This window comes from Acidithiobacillus sp. HP-2 (assembly GCF_015100155.1).
Classification (GTDB): domain Bacteria; phylum Pseudomonadota; class Gammaproteobacteria; order Acidithiobacillales; family Acidithiobacillaceae; genus Acidithiobacillus.
In genome coordinates this window covers 94,044-114,975 of record NZ_JACKZA010000009.1, presented here as the reverse complement: position 1 = coordinate 114,975, position 20,932 = coordinate 94,044, and the positions used below count along the sequence as shown (strand labels likewise).

Annotated in this window: 24 protein-coding genes; 6 read left to right on the top strand and 18 right to left on the bottom strand. The window is 54.4% G+C overall.

What is annotated here, in order from left to right:
- Both aguB and H7F11_RS08965 read left to right on the top strand, forming a co-directional pair.
- Entirely contained in the window at window positions 1–873 is an 873-nt protein-coding gene (gene aguB, locus H7F11_RS08970; RefSeq protein ID WP_193651135.1) for an N-carbamoylputrescine amidase, read from the top strand.
- Complete coding sequence (locus tag H7F11_RS08965) at window positions 866–1,618, top strand: gamma-glutamyl-gamma-aminobutyrate hydrolase family protein (protein ID WP_193651134.1); 753 nt, start codon at window positions 866–868, stop codon at window positions 1,616–1,618. The genes aguB and H7F11_RS08965 overlap by 8 nt, the downstream gene beginning before the upstream one ends.
- 51 nt (window positions 1,619–1,669) lie before the next feature.
- Here H7F11_RS08965 and H7F11_RS08960 read toward each other — a convergent pair whose 3' ends face one another.
- The 4 genes from H7F11_RS08960 to H7F11_RS08945 are packed head-to-tail and all read right to left on the bottom strand — an operon-like array spanning window position 1,670 to window position 4,381.
- Window positions 1,670–2,317 carry a VTT domain-containing protein gene (locus H7F11_RS08960; protein WP_193651133.1) on the bottom strand — a complete coding sequence of 216 codons (648 nt, stop codon included), beginning with the start codon at window positions 2,315–2,317 and terminating at the stop codon, window positions 1,670–1,672.
- Entirely contained in the window at window positions 2,317–2,679 is a 363-nt protein-coding gene (locus tag H7F11_RS08955) for a hypothetical protein (RefSeq protein WP_193651132.1), read from the bottom strand. Before H7F11_RS08955 ends, H7F11_RS08960 begins: the two co-directional genes overlap by 1 nt.
- Window positions 2,676–3,428, bottom strand: a complete 753-nt coding sequence (locus H7F11_RS08950) for a type 1 glutamine amidotransferase (RefSeq protein ID WP_193651131.1) — start codon at window positions 3,426–3,428, stop codon at window positions 2,676–2,678. The genes H7F11_RS08955 and H7F11_RS08950 overlap by 4 nt, the downstream gene beginning before the upstream one ends.
- Before the next feature lie 26 nt (window positions 3,429–3,454).
- The gene (locus H7F11_RS08945) at window positions 3,455–4,381 is read right to left on the bottom strand and encodes a selenium metabolism-associated LysR family transcriptional regulator (protein WP_010637323.1); all 927 of its coding nucleotides are present in this window, start codon (window positions 4,379–4,381) and stop codon (window positions 3,455–3,457) included.
- 84 nt (window positions 4,382–4,465) lie between these two features.
- Here H7F11_RS08945 and H7F11_RS08940 point away from each other — a divergent pair, with 84 nt between their 5' ends.
- The 3 genes from H7F11_RS08940 to H7F11_RS08930 all read left to right on the top strand — a co-directional run bounded on the left by H7F11_RS08940 (window position 4,466) and on the right by H7F11_RS08930 (window position 5,664).
- Window positions 4,466–5,050 (top strand): NINE protein, encoded by a 585-nt coding sequence (locus H7F11_RS08940; protein ID WP_193651130.1) that lies wholly within the window; start codon window positions 4,466–4,468, stop codon window positions 5,048–5,050.
- A gap of 129 nt (window positions 5,051–5,179) precedes the next feature.
- Window positions 5,180–5,368, top strand: a complete 189-nt coding sequence (locus H7F11_RS08935) for a stability determinant (RefSeq protein ID WP_024893012.1) — start codon at window positions 5,180–5,182, stop codon at window positions 5,366–5,368.
- Complete coding sequence (locus H7F11_RS08930) at window positions 5,368–5,664, top strand: type II toxin-antitoxin system RelE/ParE family toxin (RefSeq protein WP_227485372.1); 297 nt, start codon at window positions 5,368–5,370, stop codon at window positions 5,662–5,664. The genes H7F11_RS08935 and H7F11_RS08930 overlap by 1 nt, the downstream gene beginning before the upstream one ends.
- Before the next feature lie 16 nt (window positions 5,665–5,680).
- Here H7F11_RS08930 and H7F11_RS08925 read toward each other — a convergent pair whose 3' ends face one another.
- The 6 genes from H7F11_RS08925 to H7F11_RS08900 all read right to left on the bottom strand — a co-directional run bounded on the left by H7F11_RS08925 (window position 5,681) and on the right by H7F11_RS08900 (window position 12,336).
- Window positions 5,681–6,166 (bottom strand): class I tRNA ligase family protein, encoded by a 486-nt coding sequence (locus H7F11_RS08925; protein WP_227485371.1) that lies wholly within the window; start codon window positions 6,164–6,166, stop codon window positions 5,681–5,683.
- A 148-nt stretch (window positions 6,167–6,314) separates the two neighbouring features.
- Window positions 6,315–7,460 carry an aldo/keto reductase gene (locus H7F11_RS08920; protein ID WP_193651129.1) on the bottom strand — a complete coding sequence of 382 codons (1,146 nt, stop codon included), beginning with the start codon at window positions 7,458–7,460 and terminating at the stop codon, window positions 6,315–6,317.
- Window positions 7,457–8,638, bottom strand: coding sequence for an acetoin utilization protein AcuC (locus H7F11_RS08915; protein ID WP_193651128.1), 1,182 nt, complete (start codon window positions 8,636–8,638; stop codon window positions 7,457–7,459). Before H7F11_RS08915 ends, H7F11_RS08920 begins: the two co-directional genes overlap by 4 nt.
- Window positions 8,638–11,130, bottom strand: a complete 2,493-nt coding sequence (locus tag H7F11_RS08910; RefSeq protein WP_193651127.1) for a nitric oxide reductase activation protein NorD — start codon at window positions 11,128–11,130, stop codon at window positions 8,638–8,640. The genes H7F11_RS08915 and H7F11_RS08910 overlap by 1 nt, the downstream gene beginning before the upstream one ends.
- A gap of 9 nt (window positions 11,131–11,139) precedes the next feature.
- Window positions 11,140–11,937 (bottom strand): CbbQ/NirQ/NorQ/GpvN family protein, encoded by a 798-nt coding sequence (locus H7F11_RS08905; protein ID WP_193651126.1) that lies wholly within the window; start codon window positions 11,935–11,937, stop codon window positions 11,140–11,142.
- 3 nt (window positions 11,938–11,940) lie between these two features.
- Window positions 11,941–12,336 (bottom strand): hypothetical protein, encoded by a 396-nt coding sequence (locus H7F11_RS08900; RefSeq protein WP_193651125.1) that lies wholly within the window; start codon window positions 12,334–12,336, stop codon window positions 11,941–11,943.
- Window positions 12,337–12,461: 125 nt separating this feature from the next.
- On the opposite strand from H7F11_RS08900, the gene H7F11_RS08895 reads away from it, so the two are divergent.
- Window positions 12,462–12,785 (top strand): hypothetical protein, encoded by a 324-nt coding sequence (locus H7F11_RS08895; protein ID WP_024893006.1) that lies wholly within the window; start codon window positions 12,462–12,464, stop codon window positions 12,783–12,785.
- A 75-nt stretch (window positions 12,786–12,860) separates the two neighbouring features.
- Here H7F11_RS08895 and H7F11_RS08890 read toward each other — a convergent pair whose 3' ends face one another.
- From H7F11_RS08890 to H7F11_RS08855, 8 genes are all read right to left on the bottom strand, one after another.
- Window positions 12,861–13,238, bottom strand: coding sequence for a hypothetical protein (locus H7F11_RS08890; RefSeq protein WP_075323203.1), 378 nt, complete (start codon window positions 13,236–13,238; stop codon window positions 12,861–12,863).
- Between the two features lie 31 nt (window positions 13,239–13,269).
- Window positions 13,270–14,277: a biotin/lipoate A/B protein ligase family protein gene (locus H7F11_RS08885; RefSeq protein ID WP_193651124.1), complete on the bottom strand. Its 1,008-nt coding sequence runs from the start codon at window positions 14,275–14,277 to the stop codon at window positions 13,270–13,272.
- Between the two features lie 49 nt (window positions 14,278–14,326).
- Window positions 14,327–14,731, bottom strand: a complete 405-nt coding sequence (locus H7F11_RS08880; RefSeq protein WP_193651123.1) for a hypothetical protein — start codon at window positions 14,729–14,731, stop codon at window positions 14,327–14,329.
- A 165-nt stretch (window positions 14,732–14,896) separates the two neighbouring features.
- Complete coding sequence (locus H7F11_RS08875) at window positions 14,897–16,210, bottom strand: OmpP1/FadL family transporter (RefSeq protein WP_193651122.1); 1,314 nt, start codon at window positions 16,208–16,210, stop codon at window positions 14,897–14,899.
- Window positions 16,211–16,453: 243 nt separating this feature from the next.
- Window positions 16,454–17,590, bottom strand: a complete 1,137-nt coding sequence (locus H7F11_RS08870) for a radical SAM protein (protein WP_010640287.1) — start codon at window positions 17,588–17,590, stop codon at window positions 16,454–16,456.
- A gap of 24 nt (window positions 17,591–17,614) precedes the next feature.
- Window positions 17,615–18,676 (bottom strand): NAD(P)/FAD-dependent oxidoreductase, encoded by a 1,062-nt coding sequence (locus H7F11_RS08865; RefSeq protein ID WP_193651121.1) that lies wholly within the window; start codon window positions 18,674–18,676, stop codon window positions 17,615–17,617.
- Window positions 18,673–19,743, bottom strand: a complete 1,071-nt coding sequence (locus H7F11_RS08860) for a biotin/lipoate A/B protein ligase family protein (RefSeq protein ID WP_193651120.1) — start codon at window positions 19,741–19,743, stop codon at window positions 18,673–18,675. The genes H7F11_RS08865 and H7F11_RS08860 overlap by 4 nt, the downstream gene beginning before the upstream one ends.
- 53 nt (window positions 19,744–19,796) lie before the next feature.
- Window positions 19,797–20,918 (bottom strand): radical SAM protein, encoded by a 1,122-nt coding sequence (locus tag H7F11_RS08855; protein WP_024892999.1) that lies wholly within the window; start codon window positions 20,916–20,918, stop codon window positions 19,797–19,799.
- Window positions 20,919–20,932 lie beyond the last annotated feature (14 nt).

The following is a 20,932-nucleotide window of genomic DNA, read 5'->3' as shown; positions in this document are numbered from 1 at the left end:
ATGCAGGTAAAAGTAGCTGCCATTCAGATGGCAGTCGGCGACAACGAAGCGGAAAACATCGACAAGGCACTGCAGCAGATACATTGTGCTGCAGATGCTGGAGCGAACATCATCCTCCTCCAGGAGTTATTCAGCACACCCTACTTTTGCAAGGATCAGAACCCGGATTTTTTGGCACTGGCCCAGCCGCGCAGCTCCCATCCCGCATTACTCGCCCTGCAAAAGCTGGCGAAAGACCGGCATCTGGTCCTGCCCGTGAGTTTTTTTGAACGCGCCAACAACGCCTTTTTTAATAGTCTGGTGGTTTTTGATGCCGACGGAAAGGATCTGGGGCTGTACCGTAAAGCCCATATCCCCGATGGTCCCGGCTATCAGGAAAAATTCTACTTCAGTCCCGGCGACACCGGCTTCAAAGTTTTCGCCACCCATTATGGCCGAATTGGCGTCGCCATCTGCTGGGACCAATGGTTTCCCGAAGCCGCCCGGGTGATGGCACTGCAAGGGGCGGAAATCCTGTTTTATCCCACCGCCATCGGTTCCGAACCCCGTGCCCCGAAAATCAACAGCCGTGGACACTGGACCCGGGTAATGCAGGGACATGCCGCTGCCAATCTGGCCCCGGTCGTAGCGGCGAATCGGGTGGGCCACGAAATCGGCGCGGAAAGCAGCATCACCTTTTATGGTGGCTCTTTTATCAGTGACCCTACCGGGGCCCTGCTCGCCCAGGCCGACCAGGAAGAATGCATCCTCTATGCCGACCTCGATTTAACCAAACTGGCTGCACAACGGGCCGAGTGGGGATTATTCCGGGATCGCCGCCCGGAGTTGTACGCGCCCATCCTCAGCCTGGATGGAAGCCCTTCCGATGGATGAGATTTTACCTCCGGAACCCCCGGTCATCGCCCTCAGCGCTTATGAGCGGAACGGCGAACCTTTTTCCCTTGCGCCCCAGTACGCCGCAGCCGTATGCCAGGCGGGAGGTCTGCCGGTTTTGTTTCCACCCCAATGTCCGGAAGCCCGGATTATTTTGTCGCGCTGCGATGCCCTGGTGCTGACGGGTGGTGGAGATATTTCCCCGGAGTTTTATCGCGCTACCTGTGATGAAAGTGTGTACATGGTGCATCCAGATCGCGATGCAGCAGAAATTGCCCTGGCCCGGGAAGCCATCGCCCGCCGCATTCCGGTATTGGGTATTTGTCGCGGCCTGCAAATCATCAATGTCGCGCTGGGGGGTGACCTCCTGCAGGATTTACCCAAAAATATTGGTACCCGCATCTGTCATCGCAACAATGACGGGGATCCCATCATGCATAAAGTCATTGTCCTGCCGGATACCCTTTTGGGCAGCATTGTTCGTCGGGAAACCCTGGAAATATCTTCCTGGCATCATCAGGCCATTGCCAACATGGCCCCGTCCCTGCGCATCAACGCCATCGCTGAAGATGGCGTGATCGAAGCCGTGGACATGCCCGACAATCCGGATATTTTCGCCGTACAGTGGCACCCGGAACATACTGCCGCTGGTGATCCCCATCAGCAGGCGCTTTTCAACTGGCTGGTGAAACGTGCCGAGCGCCGCATTGTGCGGACCATCGAACGACAGGAAAACAAGAACTGAGCTGGCCAAGCCTACAGGCAGTGGCAGGCTTTAGCCGAACTCTACACAGATTCAGGGCGCAGGATTACCGGCGGTCTGCAGGCGCTGCTGTAACCAGGCAAAACCCGCTGGCAACAGGGAAATCACAATAATGGCGATCAAAACCAGGTTCAGATGGATTTTCACCCAGGAGAAACTACCCAGAAAATAACCAGCACCGAGTAATCCGCCCACCCAGAGAAATGCCCCGGTCAGGTTAAAGACAACAAAACGCCGATAAGGCATGGCCGCAATACCGGCGACAAAGGGTGCAAAGGTGCGGATAATGGGCAGCAGCCTGGCGATGACTACTGTTTTCCCGCCATGCCGGGCATAAAAACGATGGGTGGTTTCCAGATGGCGGATGTTCAGCAGCTTACCGCCAAACAGATGCACACCCCAGCGCTTGCCCACCCAGTAATTGACTGCATCTCCCAGTACCGCCGCTGTCACCAGCAAAAACAGTAGCCAGGGTGCGCTCATGGCACCAATTCCAGCCAGGGTGCCACACACAAAAAGCATGGAATCCCCGGGAAGAATGGGCATGATGACCAGCCCGGTTTCTGCAAACAGAATCAGAAAGAGCAGGGCATACACCCAAGCCCCGTATTCCTGCAAAAACAAAAGCAGGTAATGATCAAAGTGCAGAAGCATCTGCAGCAAGTGATGAACATCCGACATCAGCTGTCTTCCGAAACTCCGCAATAGCGTTGATAGTGGCGCTCAAACATGACTTCCATTTCGGCAATCACCGTTTCTGCCTCTATTCCGCCCATGACATGCCTGGACATCAGGCTGGATGTATCATTGAGCATTTCCTTGGCATCCAGCATGCTGTAACTCTCCCGCAGCCGCTTGATGGCCCCTACCACGCTTTCGCCTTCGCGGGCAGGCAACAGGTTGGGCTTTTCAATCACTTTTTCCTGCGGCGCTTCAGGCTTCTGGCGACTGCGCAGAAACTCGGCAAAAGCCACCACCTGTTCCTGCCCGGCAGCATCCAGCTTGCGCATCACTTTCAGGAACTGACGCTCACGACTGTTCATACGTCACTACCCGTATCGACTTTCAGGGAAAATACCGGGGGTTTGCGCTTTTCGGTCATCAGGGCCAGCTCGCGAACTAGGGCAACGATCACGCGGTCAGTGGTTTTCTGCATTTCCGGCCAGAGACTGCGGCATTGTTCCAGCAACTCACCGACATTTTCAGGGGTTTCGCGATCTTCTTCCATGAGGATGTCTTCAATCAGACCCGGTTTCATTTCCGGTCGAAACAGCAGACCTACCGCACCCTCTTCAGGGCGGAAAGCAATCCAGCGGCCTTCATCATCTACTACCAGAGGCTGGATGCCTTCCGGCAAAATGGCGGTTCCCGGCGACCAGACCATCACTTTGGCACCGTCCACAGCCTGAGCCAGAGGATCGCTTTTACCCGCTTCAGTGGCATGCGCCGTCGTAAAATAGGCGTTGTGATAAGGTTCCAGTTGTAATTCTGCGCCTTCATATTTAGCCAGCAGCAGCGCCCCCAGCCCGAAACCCACTACCGGTCTGCGGTTTTTACGGAACATGGCAATGGTTTTGATTTCCTGCTCCAGCCATTCGTGCTTTTCTGTTTCCAGCGGAGACATCGGCCCACCCAACAAAAACAGGGCATCAAAAGTCAGGGCATTCCCCGGTAATTCACCACTCAAAAAAACCCGAAAATAACTGAAACCGATGTCGCGCTTTTCCAGTTGGCTTTCCACGATTCCCAGAAATTCGGAATAACTGTGCTGCACGACTGCAAAATGCTTCATTCATACTCCTCAAAACTTCTCGTTGATTAGACCTCGCGACGCACCGGCATGGCCAACATGTCCTTGCTGCAACGTTCCTTGGCAAACTCCAGAAATTCATCCATAACCAGACTGCGGAATTTTTGTTTCTGGTACACAAAAAAGTACGGCCTTGCCAGGGCCGGGCTCAAGGGCCGGGCCAGTAAGGTCCCCAGGGCCAGCTCTTTCAGTACCGTGGCCTCGGAGACAATGGCCACGCCGAGCCCCCCCTCCACCGCGCCCTTGACCGCCTCAGGGCTGCCCAATTCCATGGTGATATGCAAATCATCCGTATCTATGCCAGCCTGATGCAGATATTCCATGGTGACTTCCCGGGTGCCGGAACCTTCTTCGCGGGAAACAAAAGGATAATCCAGCAACTCTTGAGCAGACACGCTTTCATGGAGACCCAGGGCATGATCAGGCTGGGCGATGACAATCATGGAATCCATGCAACACTTGAGTGTGGCCAGACTTTTATTGGTCACCACGCCTTCCACCAGTCCCAAATCAATGCTGTTGTCTTCAATCATGTGAACAATTTTGTCGGTATTTCCTACATGCAGGCGCACCTGTACGTCCGGATATTTCATTTTGAAATCACCGAGCAGACGGGGAAGCATATACTCGGCAATGGTGGTACTGGCTCCGATCAGCAAATGACCACGCAAGTCTCCCGTCATTTCTCCAACCCGATTGGACATTTCCGTGTACAGGGAAATGATGCGTTCCGAGTATTCGTACACCACCAGGCCCGCTTCAGTGAGGCTGATGCGATTATGGGTACGGTCAAACAACCGCGTATTGAATTGCTCTTCAAGCTGCTTCACCTGAAAAGTCACCGCAGGCTGCGTCATGTGCAAAGTATCTGCCGCTTTGGTAAAGCTGAGCATCCTTGCCACCGTGTGAAAAACCTGTAACCGTCGATCTGCCATGGAAATCCTTAGTCACCCGCGACTTTTAATGAGTTTAGGGGTAATATCTGAGCGCTTCAATACAGTATTTACGGAGGATAACCCATGCCCAAGGCTTGGGAAAAGCTCGATCTGCAAGGCGCCGGGGTACAGAGTTTACAAATTCGCTTGCAAAAACTCCAGAAAAAACCTCTATGGGCCTATCTATATTGGTTTTTGTTCCCTTTTGGCGCCCATCGTTTTTATCTGGAAGAGTCCTGGGCCTGGGTATTTCCGCTGGTGACGACCGCCGTAGTGGTTCTGGCCGTATTAGGGTTACTCTGGGAGGCCATTGTTGTGGCCGTCCTGATGCTGGCGTTCGCTCTTTGGGATCTCAGCCGCATCAGCCACTGGATCAGCATCTATAACAAGGAGTTGCGCAAGGCCAGCTGGTTTGCCCGACAAACCCCTGCCGCACCTGCTGGTTATCAGGGGCGCACGGACACAGGTGAAGCACCTGCCCAGTGGCAACGGGAGTTACAAAACTATACGGCCACCAAGGAAAGTGAACGGGCCGGGCATCCTGCTCCACAAAACCCTGCCCATAAGGGTTTCGCGCCGGGACAAAGGCGTATGTCTTTTGCGGAACAGGAAAAACTGTTGCGGGAAATTGCCAGCGCCCCCAAAGGCGAAAAACCCAAAGATCATTAGGTGGGTCTGGATGTTAGGATGGTTCCGGTAAGAGCGAAAAGCGCCTAATATAGCCTTTAAGGGCCGCATGGTTGGCCAAATGAGGGCGTTAAACCCTCTCTGATGATAGATACCAAGGAGCAACCTAGGATGAATGCCATTTTACCATCCATCATCTCCGAGTTTGAAACCGCCGAGCAGGAGGCCAGCTACACGGCTTGGCTGCAGGCCAAGACGGCCGCCAGCATAGCTGACCAGCGCCCGGGCATCCCGCACGATGAGATTGAGAGGCGCATGGCCGAGCGACTAGCACGGCTCAGACAGCGCAAGACGCCCTGATGATGCTACCCATCTTCTGGCTTGAGTCGGCGGACGCCGATCTGGCCGCCATTATAGACTACATCGGTCAGTACGATGTGAGCGCAGCCGAACGCTTGTGGGAACGCCTGCGCGTCTGCGTGTTGCCACTATCAGAGCACCCTTACCTGTACCGCATCAGCGATCGAGTGCCAGGATTACGTGAAATCATCGCACACCCAAACTACATCGTGCTCTATCGTGTCACGGCCACCTGCATAGAGATCGTGAACGTGGTAAATGCTCGCCGTGAGTTCCCCTGTTTCAATTCAAAATAATTAGCCTCATCACCCTTTAGGGCGCAGCGATAGAGATGCCACCACTCGCTTCCGCTATTAAAGGCGCTTCGATCTTGGGAAAAAGTGGCGGAACCTTCTCTATCGTGAAATCTGCCAGTAGCTGGCCCTCCGTGACATAGGTTTTGAAGCTCGCCGCATCCAGCGTAATTTTCAAGGCTCTACCCATTTTCAGGGTAATTTCGGGCATAATGGGATGTAGAAGTAGTGCCACCTTCGCTAGTAAGTTAGCGATAAAACCCAGTAGAGCCTGCACTTCTGCCTCTTTGCCCTCTTTCATTCTTACCCGGGGCTTGGCGGTGTCTATGGCTTTATTCCCCATGGAAAGGATTCGCCACAGATATTCCAAATAGCGGTTGATTTGAATATCCACCATCAGCTGATCCAGTTCGCCTATCACCGTCTGAATCCGTTTCAGCTCTCCACTGTAGTATTTTTCGCATTGCCCGGAAACGATGACCCCATCGAAGTATTTATAACTCATTCCGATAAGCCGATAGAGCAAATTACCAAGATCATTTCCCAGATCGTTGTTTATGCGATCTATGAGTGCCCGCTGTCCAAAATCACCGTCTTGACCAAATGGAAACGGACATGTGCGTAAAAACCAGAAAAGTCAGGTTCGCTCAAACCTATTTTTCCTTTTCAAACATCGCCAGATAGCGTTCTTTGGGTAAGGGGAGCTGTTTGGCCACCGCCAGAAAATCTGCCAGATGCAGGGGTGAACTCATTCCCACCAGGGTGACACCGATGCCCGGCGTCGAGCGCACAAACTGAATGGCCCGTTGCGCCGCATTGGCCAGTTCGGGAATTCCTTCCTGCAAGGAGGGGATTTCTTCCTGGGCCAGCAATCCTTTGCCCAGGGTATGGCTGGCCATGACGGTCAGCTTGAGCTGAAAAGCGGCCTGAATGGTCGAACCAATATTTCCCTGCCCGGTAACCTGACTGAAGCGCGTGTAGGCTTCGGGCATCAGGGCATTAAAGGGGAGTTCCACTACCCGCAGATGGTGTCTGTTGCCTTCACCGGCTGCCTTCTCGGCCAGCCCAATCAGACTGGTCAGGGACTGGAACAGGGTGTGATCGGTTTCCACCCGACAGGCGTTGAAGGTAGAGATGCCATAATAACGAATTTTGTTTTCATTGACCGCCTGTTCCAACACGGTAAAGACCTGGATCAACTTCTGGTACATGCGTTCTTTGCCAATCAGCGGAATATGCACCTCCGGCTGATCCACCAGAAACACATCCAGGGTTTCCAGACCGGTTTGGCTGCGTAAATCATCCAGTTGCCAGGCAATATATTCGGGACTCAGACAATGCACATTCTGGGCGAGGTCTTCTTCCTTGCCCAGGCCTTTGGCGACCACTTCCTCACGGAAAAAGGCGAGAGGATCTTCGGGACGCCCGCCCGTGAAGGTCAGGAACCCGCCCTTGCCCACCACGAAAAACTCCTCGCGGAGAATTCCCGCCGCCATGGCCTTGGCAATACCCGCCCCCACCGCCCGACCGGCCCGGCCAAAACGATAATTCGCACCGGTATCAATCACGTTAATCCCGGACTGCAGGGCCTGAGCGACAATGGCCGCCACGGCCAGATCCGTCACATCATCCACCGCACCGGGGAATGTACCGACCCCCAAGGAGGAAAGTTTGATCCGGGTATTCAGAAAATCACTGAAATGTTCTTCCGCCAGAGTCTCTGCAAAACGCGCTACATAGGCCTTACTGCCGACACTATTGGCGGCTCCGGGAATCAATGTGTTATCCGCAGCATTCACGCAGCGTTTCTCCTGTTTGCAAAAAGGGGATGATGGTGGAACAGATACTCCAGACGATCGGTCACTTCGCTTCGCATGGGACCCGGCAAGGGCAGATCATCCAGATACTGGAATTGCCGGCTATAATCGGGGGCGTCTTCATCGTCCAGATCCCATTCCACGCCTTCCAGCAGGGCTCGGCCTGACTCGGGCAGATTTTCATCCAGCGTCCGTCCGGACAAAATCGCCCAGACCCCGGTCCAGCAGCGTGCCAAAGCAATGGGATGATACCCTCCTCCACCCAGCACCAGCAAACGCGGGCTTTCGGCGAGCAGACGCCGAAGCACCTGCCAGAACAGTCCATTGGATATCCGGAATTTGCTCAGCGGATCGGGAGACAAAATGTCCGTACCCGCCTGCAAGACCACCACATCCGGAACAAACTGCCCCATGACCCGGGGCCATAGGGCCTCGAAAACTGCCGCGTATTCCGTGTCGTTGATTTCTGCGGGCAGGGGCAGATTGACTGCCATGCCTTCATGGTCATCCAGCCCACCCCCCTGAAAAGGATAGGCATAGGCCGTGTCCATATGCAGGGAAACCGTCAAGGTATCAGGGTCCGCACGAAAAGCTGCCTCTACACCGTCGCCATGATGGGCGTCCATATCCCAGTACAGCACCCGCAGCCCGGCCTTGCGCAGTCGCTGGATAGCCAGCACCGGATCATTCAGATAACAAAATCCGCGCGCCTGACCGGGTGCCGCATGGTGCATGCCTCCTGCCGGACTGAAAGCGGTGAAACCCTGCAATACCTGCTCTGCAGCCAATATGCTGGAGCCCGTAGCCAGATTGGGCGTATCAAAAAAACCGGGGAAATAGGGATTTTCCAAGGTACCCAGTTGATATTGTTTACGATCTGCATCGCGGACATTACCGCGAAACTGGGCGCGTTCAAAGGCCTGGATATAATCGCGGGTATGAAAGCCAAACAGCTCCTGGTGACTGGCCGGACGTCCCAGGCAATACTCCTCGGGAGCAATAGCCCCATAACTGTTGATCAGATCCAGAGTCAGGGAAACGCGTGGAATCGCCAGCGGATGATTGCTGCCATAACTGGCGCGGCGATATCGGGCAGCGCCGACAAAGCGGGCCGGACGCGTGGCCGCAAGTCGTGGCTGCAATAATTCTTTTTCATTCATCAGCCATGCCCCCGCAGGCGCAGGTACACTTCGGGCAGACGCGCCGGCAGGCTATCCAGATGCGGCAGCACCAGATAATGTCCCTGCCCGAAAACCTGCGGCAAATATTCTCCACCTTGGGGATCAAGACTGATACAGAAGGCGTGAATACCCAGTTCCAGCGCTTCCCGCACCGCCATGCGGGTATCTTCCTGCAAATAGCGGGCATCTCCCCCGTCATCATAATCTGCCGGACGACCATCGGAAAGAATCAGTAACAGGCGGCGCTGGGCAGGGCTGCGCAGCATCAGTTTGCTGCTGTGGCGGATAGCCGCGCCCATGCGCGTCGCCAGACGCCCCGACAAGCCTCCCAGCAGGGCCCTGGCTCTTGCGTCAAATCTGTCGGTGAAGCGCTTGATGGGATACATCAGCACCTCATCATGATATTTGCTCGCAAAACCATAGACCGCAAAAGGATCCCCCACTTCCAGCAATGCCTCGCCAAAAAGCAGCATGGCTGCACGCAGCCGGTCCACTACCCGCACCCCGGAATCTCCGGCTTCGGCCATGATCGAGGTGGAAAGATCGGCCAGCAGCAACACCGCCGTATCCCTTTGCTGGGGACGACGCTGCAAATACACGCTGGCTTTGGGCGAACGTCCGGCACGTTTTTCAATCAGAAACTGCACAGCGGCTTCAAGATCCGGTTCCTCCCCTTCATACTGACGACGACGGGGAGACATCCGGGTCGGCTTCTGGGCCTGCAAGGCGCGCTTCAGACGCCGCAAAGTCCCATCATATTCAGCCGCTATTTCAATGGCCTTGGCTTCATCTTTTTCGCGCAGCTTACGCTCGTGCACCCGTGCCCAGTCCATTTTGTACTGCTGATGACGGTAGTCCCACTCGCGGTAGGGCCAGCCGCCCTTGGGGCCTTTCACCCCCCGACCACTGCCCGCCACCTTGGCCGGCAAAGGAATACCCACACCCACGCGCCCGCCCGTACCCTGAATGTCTTCGGGCGGGATTTCCATGTCCGGGTCATTCCCCTCGGCGGCCTGTGGAGTTTCCTTGGGTTTTTCCTGATGACCCGCCGCACCCAGGGCACTGTCGCCCTCCACTTCCGGTCCATCACTGCCGTGTTTTTGCCGGGGATAGACGGGCCTTGCGGCATTGGGAGAATGGCCGGGCAAATAAGCGCGGGCACGCTCCGTGAGGGTCAAAGGCGGCAGGGTGGTTGTGGCATACAAGGCCATAGCCACCCGGAAGGCATCCACAATACCGGCTTCGCTACGGGTCAGATCCGCCAGATCAGGACTCAACCGGCCTTGCTGGTAATCTTCCAGATAACGCTGGGCCTGTTCATAGTAGGCAGCAGCCACACCCTCAGGGAGTCCGTGCTTGCGGGCCGCCCGGACAACCCGGGAGATGTACCCTGGCATTTCCCGATCCAGCGCTACATCTACGCGCAGGTCTTCACACAAATCAAAAATCATCTGGAAACGAATCAGGTCTTCGCCAAACTGGGCAAACAGCGGTCGCCAGGTAATGCGCTGATCGGGGTCCAGGGGTGGATGCTCCATGCCGATTTCCGCAAACAGGGCGTGGATGGCGTCCTGCTCATAACTGTCATAAGCCAGATGCGCACCCGTATGGTAAAAAGCCAGCAGGGCTTCTTCCCGATCCGGCATGACCGCCGGTACAAACAGACTGCGGCCATCGGTTTCCAGAAAACTGCGGCCTCCTTCCAGACTCCAGTCGCCCTCTTCCAAAGGCAAATGTAATCCGGTCCAGGCCTGCAGCAATAAACCAAACAAGCGCTTGTGGGTTCCCATCCGAAAACCGGGCAGCACCTCCAGCAGAAAGCTACGGGCTTCATCACTTTCCAGACGAAACCAGGCCTCACCGCGAATCCGACCGGCAGCCAGCACATCTGCCCCGCGTCGCGCCCATTCCGCTACACCGTCCAGACCACAGATGCCGCGCACCTTGATGGCGCCATCCAGATAAGTCCCCAGGCCCAGTCGGCCCTTGGCCAGACTGTCAGCAGGCTGCAGCAGGGCAGTCAGGCCAGTGGTACCGTTATCCCCAAAAAGCGTCGCTACCGGCATCCGAAAATAAGCCGCAGCACTATCTACATGACGATCAATCCAGGCCGCCCCCAGCTTGAACCACAGCGCTTCACCTTCGGCCCCCCAGCTTTTACGCACCGTGGCCGCCTGTGCAAAAAAACCGACTACGGCGCGAAAGGTTCCGCGCTGAGTCAGAAACTGCCGCGATTGCTCCAGCCAGGGATCCAGGCCAGCAAAAGCCGCTACCATGTTGGCCGTGGCATGGAAAAAGGCCTTGCCAGCTTCCCGGTCATAAAAGAACAGGTCTCTGCCTGTTTCCAGAAAGCGCAGGGAGGCTTCTTCTCCTAAAGGTGCTACTGCAGGCAGCGCTTCGCGGGCATCCCGTCCGGCCACAAAACTGATGGCCGCCAGATGCTCGAGGATTTCTTCGGTCGCTTCCGACATGAAAGCTCCTTAACGTTCCGGAAAAAAAGTCCGGAAAATTTCCAGCAAAGCCTCACTTAATTCCGGATCATCCGTTTGCGGGTTGATGATCGCCATGGTGCAGGCTTCCAGGGATTCCAGTCCCGCCACCATCAACGCTCCAGCGTAAATCAGCGCGCGCGTCGAAGTCACTTCCTGCAGACCCTGATCCTTGAGATTCCGGGCTTTATCTGCTGCCGCCACCAGGGCCTTGGAGCGGGATTCATCCAGCCCCGCCTCTTTCATGACAATCCGGGTTTCCACCTCGGCCGGGGGATAGGTAAAATTCATACCCACAAAACGCTGTTTGGTCGAGGGTTTAAGATCTTTCAAAACCGTCTGATAACCGGGATTGTAGGAAATGACCAGCATGAAATCGGGATGCGCACTGATTTCCGTGCCCAGCTTTTCAATGGGCAGATGGCGGCGATGGTCCGTCAGCGGATGGATCACGACCGTCGTGTCGGTCCGCGCTTCGACAATTTCATCCAGATAGCAGATCGCCCCCTCACGCACCGCTTTGGTCAAGGGTCCGTCCTGCCAGACCGTGGCATCTCCTTCAATGAGAAAGCGTCCGACCAGGTCTGAACTGGTCAGATCTTCGTGGCAGGCTACGGTAATCAGGGGCCGCTTGAGGCGCCAGGCCATATGTTCCAGAAAGCGGGTTTTGCCGCAGCCCGTCGGGCCTTTGAGCATGACCGGCAAACGGCGGCTCCAGGCCGCCATAAACACCCCGACTTCATTGGCTACGGGTTGGTAAAAAGGTTCCTGGATAATCATTTCACTCATTACTCAACCCTCTTGATTTTGTTCGGCATGACTACGTAAATACAGAAATATGTGACGCAGGGTATGAATCACCATCCGCTCAGGCTGGGCGGGCAGTGCATCCTGACGCTCCGCTTTCAGACAATTCTGGTAGTAAATCAGTTCACGACAATTATCGCGAATGGTATTCCAGTGGGGCTTGCCCTTCACCAGGGTTTTCCACAATTCCAGCAAATCCGCATCACTGGCATAAGGCTTATGCTCGTTTTCCAGCATAATGCGCAACATGGCCTGCGCTTCGGCAATGCCCGCTGCCAGCAATTCGGGCAAGGGCATTCCTGCGCTTTGTTGTTTGGCTAGTGCTTCAATACGTTCATGGGCGGCATCCAGTGCCGTAATTAACTGTGTTGACTCGGTCATCATCACTCCTGATCGGTTTTTCGGCGAAACCCGCTACCACTCCGGGAGATTTTCGTCTAGGATAAAAGAGTTTTAGCTAAATGCGTGTATAATTCATTTTATAGTGTGATTAATAAGGGGCAACCATGAGCAACAAACTCGTCAAGATGGTCAAACTGAACAACCTGCAATACAACGCCAATCGCGATCCTCAGGTCTACCGTCGCGTCGCCGGACATCCTTTCCGGATTCAGGCCATGCTGGAAGGTCAGGGCAGCGCCAAAGTCAGTGTAACCTGTGAAGGCAAGACTCTGAAAGAAAGCACCCTGGAACTGCCGGGTATTTTCTCCTACGAAGTCACCTTCAAGGATGCCGGCATTCGCATTGCCACCCTGACCGTCAGCGCCGAAGGCCAGAGCGAAAGCCATGATCTGCTGCTGGACACCGAGGCCCACGCCAAGGTCGGCTGAACCACCGAGCCAATCGGCCTATCACGCGCCGTCCGGCTGAGCAAAGCCAGCGGCGCTATTTTTTGGTGCTTTTTATTACCAGGCAAACTGCTGGAAAAATTCCGGCAAGCGTTGCAAACCTTCTTCCCGATCAAAAAAACGGTCAGCCCGCGCTGAACGCGCCTGATCACGCAGTTCGCGGCTCCCACCCAAACAGAAAATAGGGATATTCAGCTGGTGCTCGCGGCGGATCATGTCTATCAACTCCACCGGGTCACTGATTTGCGGGTCTTCCAGATTCAGCAGCATAAAGCGGTGCAAGAGAATTTCCTGCCATTCATCAAAAGCATCCAGATCAGTGGCTTCCGTCATTTCCCACTTTTCCGGAATAGAAGACTCCACCGCCTGACGCAATGCCGCATCACTATTCATCAATATAAAACGCTTGCGCATCCGGTCATCAATACTGGGCATTCGTTACCTCCTGTCATTCTGGATTCGGATTTTAATCTTTCCAGACAGCCGTTTCGGCAAATCGTGCCGCCCAAAGGTCGTATTCGTCACCTGCCAATTGTTGCAAGGCGGCGTTGAAAGCGGGGGAATCCATCTGCAAGCCGCTGAATATCTGCATCTCGCTCTCGGCCCACAGCGAGGCTTCCACCCTACGAAAGCAGCCATTTTCTGTCCAGATACGTAAATATTGCCCTTTCGGCCAATGGCGTTCTGTCAAAAAAGCGCCTGCTTTAATCTTGATACCCGCAGCTACGCGGCGGCTTCTGCGGTCTTCCCATTCCGGCTCTTCCCTTTCCGCTTCTGCCACGGCGCGCTGCTCATCACGACTCAGCACCGTCTCGATGACCGCTTGCACTCCCAACTTTTCCAGCACCATAGGAAAAGCCGCGCGTAGAGCCTCGGGCGTGGGTGGAGAGGAGGACAGTTGCGACCAACTCCAGACACTGTCCTCCAGGGCCTCTGCGAGCCAGGCACGAAACGCTTCCGAAGGGGCTGCCACACAAGCGACAAAACCCTGCCAGTCCACATGGAGCATGATGCTGCCGCCCAGCACCAGACTACGCCCGATACTTGCCGCTCCGGTCCCACCGATTTTACGCCCGGCGCACCAGAAGTCGTGCCCATCGCGCGCCTCTACGAGCACCCCAAAATGGGCATAAAGAGCCACTATCCAGGGCGCGATATAGACAAAAAGCTCAGTAGCACGGCGCATACCCCACGCCGTCGGAAAAATAAAAAAGTAGCTGAGCTGTCCGCCATCCACCCAGACCAGCCCGCCCCCCAGGGATCTTTGCAGCACCGGGACCTCCAGCTTTTTACAGGCCAGCAGGTCCAGTTCCGCTCCGGCAGATTGCGCCGCACCCAGACTCAGATGCGCCGCGCTTTGTACCAGCAGCAAAATGGGCAGATCACTGTCACCTTGCGCCTCTGCCAGCCCCACATAGGTTTTGTGGAGTAACTCCGGGGACAACACCCCCAGGGAGATGATGCGTAACCGCACCCCTCAGAGCTGCCCTGACTGGAGCGGAAAATGGCCGAAAGTCATCAATTCAGGCGTTTTCTTCCCGGGTTTCCCTGTCCTTGGGGCGGTAAAAGGCCGAAAAATAGAAATCCCGCTCATTCAGGGCTTCATGCCAGCGCACGCGTTCTTCCACACCCGCCTGCATGATACCCGCCATGGCCATGGACTGCTCACTATCCAGAATCAGGATGGTATCCTGCAAATCTTCATCCAGCTCGATAAAGTGCGCGGCCATGCCCAGAGGTTCCTGCACATGCACCAGAAATGATTTGCAGGCAGGATCTTCGGGATCCAGTGGCGTCATGACCAAACGACCCATATAGGCCATTCTCGCCAATTGGTTGAAACGGGGAATTTCCAGCTTTTTCCCCATCTTGTATTTGTTGAGGTCATTTTTGAGGCTACTGACATCAGTAATCGGTATGGACTTCATGAGTTTCCTTGGATTCCTTGCTGATCGGATTCAGGCCAGTTTCGCGCAAAAACCCCCTGCGGTGCAAGGTAAGGGATTTTGCGCCGCCAACGCGGCCCCGTAACCTGAACACAAAAAAAGGAGACGGTCGCCCGTCTCCCACGTACCCTGAGGAGGGATAAGGTTTTAGAAGTCGTAACCGAGTTGCAGACCGAAGGAGTTTTCCGTCAGTGTTGCACTCGTATTCTGCACATATCCTGCCTGAACATAAGGCTCCAATCCCGGCAATAACGGCGTACCGTTATTGGTATTACTAAATCCGTGCATATAAGCTTCTGTTAGCTTCCAACCTTTACCGAGCTTCTGCGTCGCACCAACCGTAATTGAGTTTTGGGTAAGTGCAGGGAACAAAAGATTAGCTGTCGTATCAGCACCTTGACCTATTGGATTGGTTCCATAACAGTAGCCTGCACGAACCTGTAACCAGTTTGTCAGATCATACTGAGTACCGATATTGAATACCCATTCATTTTTCCATTTAGTGGGGAGGCTTACAACATTAGTACCATTCCACGGTCCATAAATATTAAATGATCCAAGAGTAGCGCTCCAATTAATCCACTGACCCTCAACACTCACCAACCATTGCTTTGTTGGCTTGATAGCCATACCGAATGCAACTTGCTGGGGGTAATTGAGATGTGCACTATATTCACCTGAATTACCTGAAACACCTTTTACCTTCCCTGTACTGGCATCATAGCTTGTCGGAACAAACTGACCAGTTGCCTGCCAATTGAGCGGAGTATAAATTTGCGGCGTTTTGTATGAAAGGCCTAAGGTAACCATAGGGTTTACTTTGTAAATCATACCTAAGGTTAAGCCGATACCGTATGCAGAAGTTGGACTTGCCAGGTTAAAACCGGATTGTCCCTGGGGACCACCGAAAACTTCCTGAAAAGACGCAGATTCATAACCAATATTCAGTGCTGCACCAAGGCTCATGTGATTATTAACTTTCCAGGAAATAGCAGGAGACATCTGGAATAATTGAATGTTACTGGTCGCCAGTACTGAATCTCCCAATACCTGATTGAATGGCGCAGGGATAGACTGAATATAATTCGTTCCAAGCCCTGAAGTACCATACATTCCGCCACCAAAAACCAGATTATGACCTACAGGGGCGACCCAACCTAACGAAGGTACGGCGTAAATGTTGGTGTGACTTCCAATATTTCCAAAGCCGAAATTGGTTGAACGCGTAGGATTAAACACCTCTGCCGAAAATGCGACCTGAGGAGCTATCCAGGAAAGGCCCGCAGGATTGCTCAGAGCGGCCATAGGGTCACCAGGAGCCGCTACAACCGCGCCACCCATACCCATGGCATACTGACCAATCCCAATCAGCTGATATCCATTCGTTGCAAAAGCACTGCTGGAAATTCCCATTGCCAGAGTTGCTGCTACTGTTACTCCTAAAATCCGTGATTTTTTCATTTGTATCCTCCGCCCACAGTTGTGTCGCTAATGACACGGTGATTGTGTCTTATCGGGAACAGTGTTGCAAGAACGTTGATCTATCAATTTTTTAATCCAATTATCAGCGCTTAAAATATGGGTATATTAGCAACAATAAATATTACTGGATTTTGGGGAATCCCCATTAAAAAAGGGACCGAAGCCCCTTTTTCATTCAGCCAATTTATCATGAATCGGCTGGATGTTCATCCCAAAAGCCTGTCAGCCCGGGAATTGCAGGTCCTGCAAACGCATCTGCCGACGCACGATTTCCACATCTTCCTTGTTGAGGGCGAAGGGGAAAGAACGAATGTCCGAGGGCGAAGAATCCCCATAGGGACGGTTGCAGGCGCTGACTTCTTCATCGTCTTTGCCGGGGCAGCCGGAAGTCTGGAAAGGCTTACCGGAGTTGATAATGTCTTCCAGCTCTGCTTCGGGGTAGCCGAAGTCCACGACCCGGCCATATTCGTCGAATTTCATGTCATCGTAGCGGCCACCGGCATAGTCAATGAGGAAGCGGCCCAACTGAACGCGACGCCAATGATCCTGAGGAACCGGATCCCAGTCTTCCATCATGGAACCCTTCTCCGGGAAAAAGGCAAACATGTGATTATGACCGCCCATATCCTTCATTTTCTGACAGACTTCAAGAATTTCCTGTTCGGTTTCACCCATGCCACAAATCAGATGGGCGCCAAATTTTTCCGGCCCATAAATTTCGGCGGCCCATTCAATGGTCTGCCAGTATTTATCCCAGGAATGCGGGCTTTGTACGGTTTTACCACGGGTCCGCTCAAAAATTTCGGGGGTTACCGCATCCAGAGCTACCGTAAAAATGTCCGCACCGGCTTCCTTGAGGTTGATGAGATCCTGCTTTTCCATGGTGGTCGGATTGGAAAGAATGGAAACCGGAATATGGGGGGCAACTTCCATCCAGCGTTTGAGCATGGTCATGGTGTCATTGTCTGAATCGGGGTGGGTGATCATGCTGATACACATGCGCTGAAAATCACCCTTGTCGCTGTTCTGGGCAATGCGTTCGAGCATTTCGTCCACCCGTACCGTCGGCCAGTCCACCCGAATGAAATTGCGGTCGGCATAATCGCGGCTTTCTTCGCGATGGCGGGCCAGACCACAGTAGGTGCAGTTGGCGCGGCAACCTTCCGGGTAGGTCATCAGCAGATTCAGGCAGTTGGTACAGGAGGTGCGATGCATCACGCCGGGCACCAGACCCAGGGTAATGGCTGCCGCCGTACTTAACTGCACATAGTCCGGGGAACGCATCGTCGGTGTTTTGACGAAATAATCCGGGCGATAAAAATTTAGGGTCTGAGAATTTTCTTCGACTACCGCACTCATGGACGTTCCTCCTGTCAATCTGCCTTAAGCGGCAAAGTATTCATCAAAAGCGATCCAGGCGGATCGCATTACCTGGTCTTCCCGGGCTGCAGGCTTGCGCCATACAGCTTCCAAAGATGTTCTGCGCTGCACAGCCCGGCGCAAAGCGGGTCCGAACTGATCCTGCATATCTTCTTCATAACTTTCCAGCGCGTCTTCATCGCCGGACAGAAAAGCGGCAGCGGCCAAACCGACGGCTTCCCCACTGATGACCGCCGCAGGGATGCCAGCACCCGTAATGGGATGCGTCAATCCGGCGGCATCCCCACAAAGCAAAACATTACCGTGGATCATGGGGCGCAAACCGCCAACGGGTATGGCGCCACCGGTTCTACCGAGCACTTCTGGGCCAATAATGCCGCGCTCCACCATCTGCTGATGGAGATGTTCGAGAGGTAATTTGAGATTATCCTCAAAGCGTTTATCCGCCCCCAAACCCAAATTGGCAACGGGTCCACGCGGAAACAGCCAGCCGTAACCACCTGGAAAAGCATCAGACAGAAAAATATCCGTATCCGCATAGGGATGACTCAAGGGTACCGTGTATTGCCGGGTATAAACCACCTGCTGATGGGGCAACCCAATCGCCTCAGCAACCGGGCTATGCGGACCATCTGCGGCAACCATCAGCAAGGGTTCAACCGCTTGAAGCTCACCTGAACACAACTTGATTTGGGCGTGGCGACCATCCCAGGCAAGAAAGGTGCTGCGTGTTTTCACCTCAGCCCCGGCGGCCTGAGCGAGCTCTGCCAGTCCCTGATCAAAACGTCCCCGGTCAATCATGATACCGGGGAAGACACTATGGTGTTCCAAGCCGGAGGGAAGAACGGTCATCATGCCTGCCACATCCTGCACCCGCGCCCGGGTCTCATGAACAGTGCGCAATAAGGGCATGGGGACAAATTCTGCACATTGTACCGGAATACCAATTTGTGCCCGACGATCCACACACAGTACCCGCAGTCCCTTATCGGCGGCAGCACGGGCAGCGGCAGTTCCGGCCGGGCCGGCACCGACAATCAGCAGATCCAGCTTGATGTTATTCATGGCTGCTCCGCTGCCATACGCAGCACACTGGCGAAGTGTTCAGCCTGCAAACCAAAGCCATCAATATGTTGCTGCACAAACAGCTCAGTCAGAATGCTGTCCACGTCATTCAGATGCACATTACGCAGGGCGGCTTCCATATCGACGATGGCGCGGCGGGGCTGGATGAAGTAATCGCCGCTGAAATGCACCTGACGCACCCGATTACCAAAGCTATCCCAGAGGATTTCTGCCTGCAGGGTTCCTCCCGGCGCACGCAGACTGGCTTTGCGCAGTGGCATACCGTCGCGGGCACGGTTATTCACACCCAACCATTCCGGATCGCGGACTTCAGTCAACATCTCGGGCAGCAAGGCCATGACCGGTTCCGGCATTTTTCCTGTTTCAAAACACAGCCCCAAGTGTAAGCGGAAACCTTCCAGCAGGGCCTCTTGAACCATGCTTAGCTCAGGCGCTGCGCCCAGCAGAGCTCTTAAACTGGTGACCCGATCGGCTACTGATGCAATGGCATGGGCATCCAGCTTTTCCACGGGAACCCGGAGGACCCGCAGCATTCTGGGTATGTCCAGATCCACCAGCACGGTACCCTGGAAAAGCAAAACATCGCCGTCCATGATACCGCCCGTACCGGAGATTTTTTTGCCTTCCACTTCAATATCATTACGCGGACGGAAACGGGCATTGACCCCCAGCTTCGACAAACCTGCCGCAGCCGCCAGACATATTTGTCGGGAGACTGCCGCCATGTCACCTTTGGGCAGAGCATCCCGATGACAGACCAGTTCCCAGCCAATTTGGGTCGGATCAAAAATCAACGCACCGCCACCAGTAAGCCGGCGCTGCACAGCAATGCTCTCTTCCCGGCAAAAATCCAGATTCAATTCCTGATCCGGAGACTGGTGGTAACCCACCAGCGCCGATTCTTCAAAGCGCAAAAAGCGGAAAATATTGGGAATGGCCTGATCGGCCATGGCCTGCAGCAAGGCTTTGTCCAGCGCCATGTTTTCATCGGCTGGACGCAAACCCGTATCCACGACCAGCCAGGGAGCCTGAACAACAGGGTTCATTGCGGGTGAACCCGATGCTGCGGCAAGCTGTTCACAAGTACCACGTACATTGCTCAGGCCGTGAAGACGATGGGAATATCGCGCAATTGGGTGCGACGCTTTGGAGCAGCAGGTACGTAATCCAGAGGCATGGTCGTGGACTCGTCGCCCATACTGAGCACTTCTTCGCCGACAATCATGGAGCAGCAGGACGGGGTCACGAACACATCCCGTTCCAGATGTTTGGCCAATGCCAACATACCATCGGAGGGGAATGCCACACCATTGAGACCTGCCATGACCGCGTAGGTATCGGTAATGGAACGATGAACGCCCGATGGGCGCGCACAACCGAGCAACACGGGAGTCTCTGGAAGTGCAGCACGGGCATCCATAAAGAATTTACCGACTTCATCGGTGGGCGGGGTCACAAAAGGACGACTGGAAGAGGCATACTGGGGCATAATCACGACCAGCACCAAGGCACTGGGCAGATGCCGTTGAATGATTTCCAGCGAATTCCACTCACCCAGCAGTTCTCCATAATGCAAACCGATGACAATGTGGGGAACAACCTTCATTGATGTGGCAACCAAAGCCTCCAGGGCCGCCTCAAAGTCATCCACAGTGCGACGCAGATGATAGACCTGATTGATGGTGTCCTGGGCGCCGATCACATCCATCATCGCTACATCAACGCCCGCATCTTCCATGCCTCTGGCAAACTCAGGGGTGGCAATACCCGTATGCATGGCAATTTGCAGGTTGGGGTAACGATCCTTGATTTTACGCACCATGGGGAAATACGGTTCATAATGGACCACATTCTGGTGGTCCGACCCCCCGGACAGGAGCAGACCACGACCACCGTCCAGAACAATCTGATCGACCAGGCGATCCAGTTCTTCAGGACTGCGTACCGGAATCATGGGTTCCAGAATTTTGGCCTTACAGTGGTCACACTGGAGTTTGCAGTCACCACCGGTAATGGAGATGGCCGGGAACGCATTTTTACCACAAGCAGAAACTTCCGAAGTCTCGTGGTGTTTGAATGAAGGGGTATAGAAATTGATACGACCCACCTGACTGCCAGCCAGGCCAGACCACCGCTCCCGCATGGATTCGACCAGATCAGCGTTGAGCGTCAGATCTTCTAATGCTTCCACTTGCGAAACAGCGTTTAACCATGGGTTCATATTAATTTCCATCC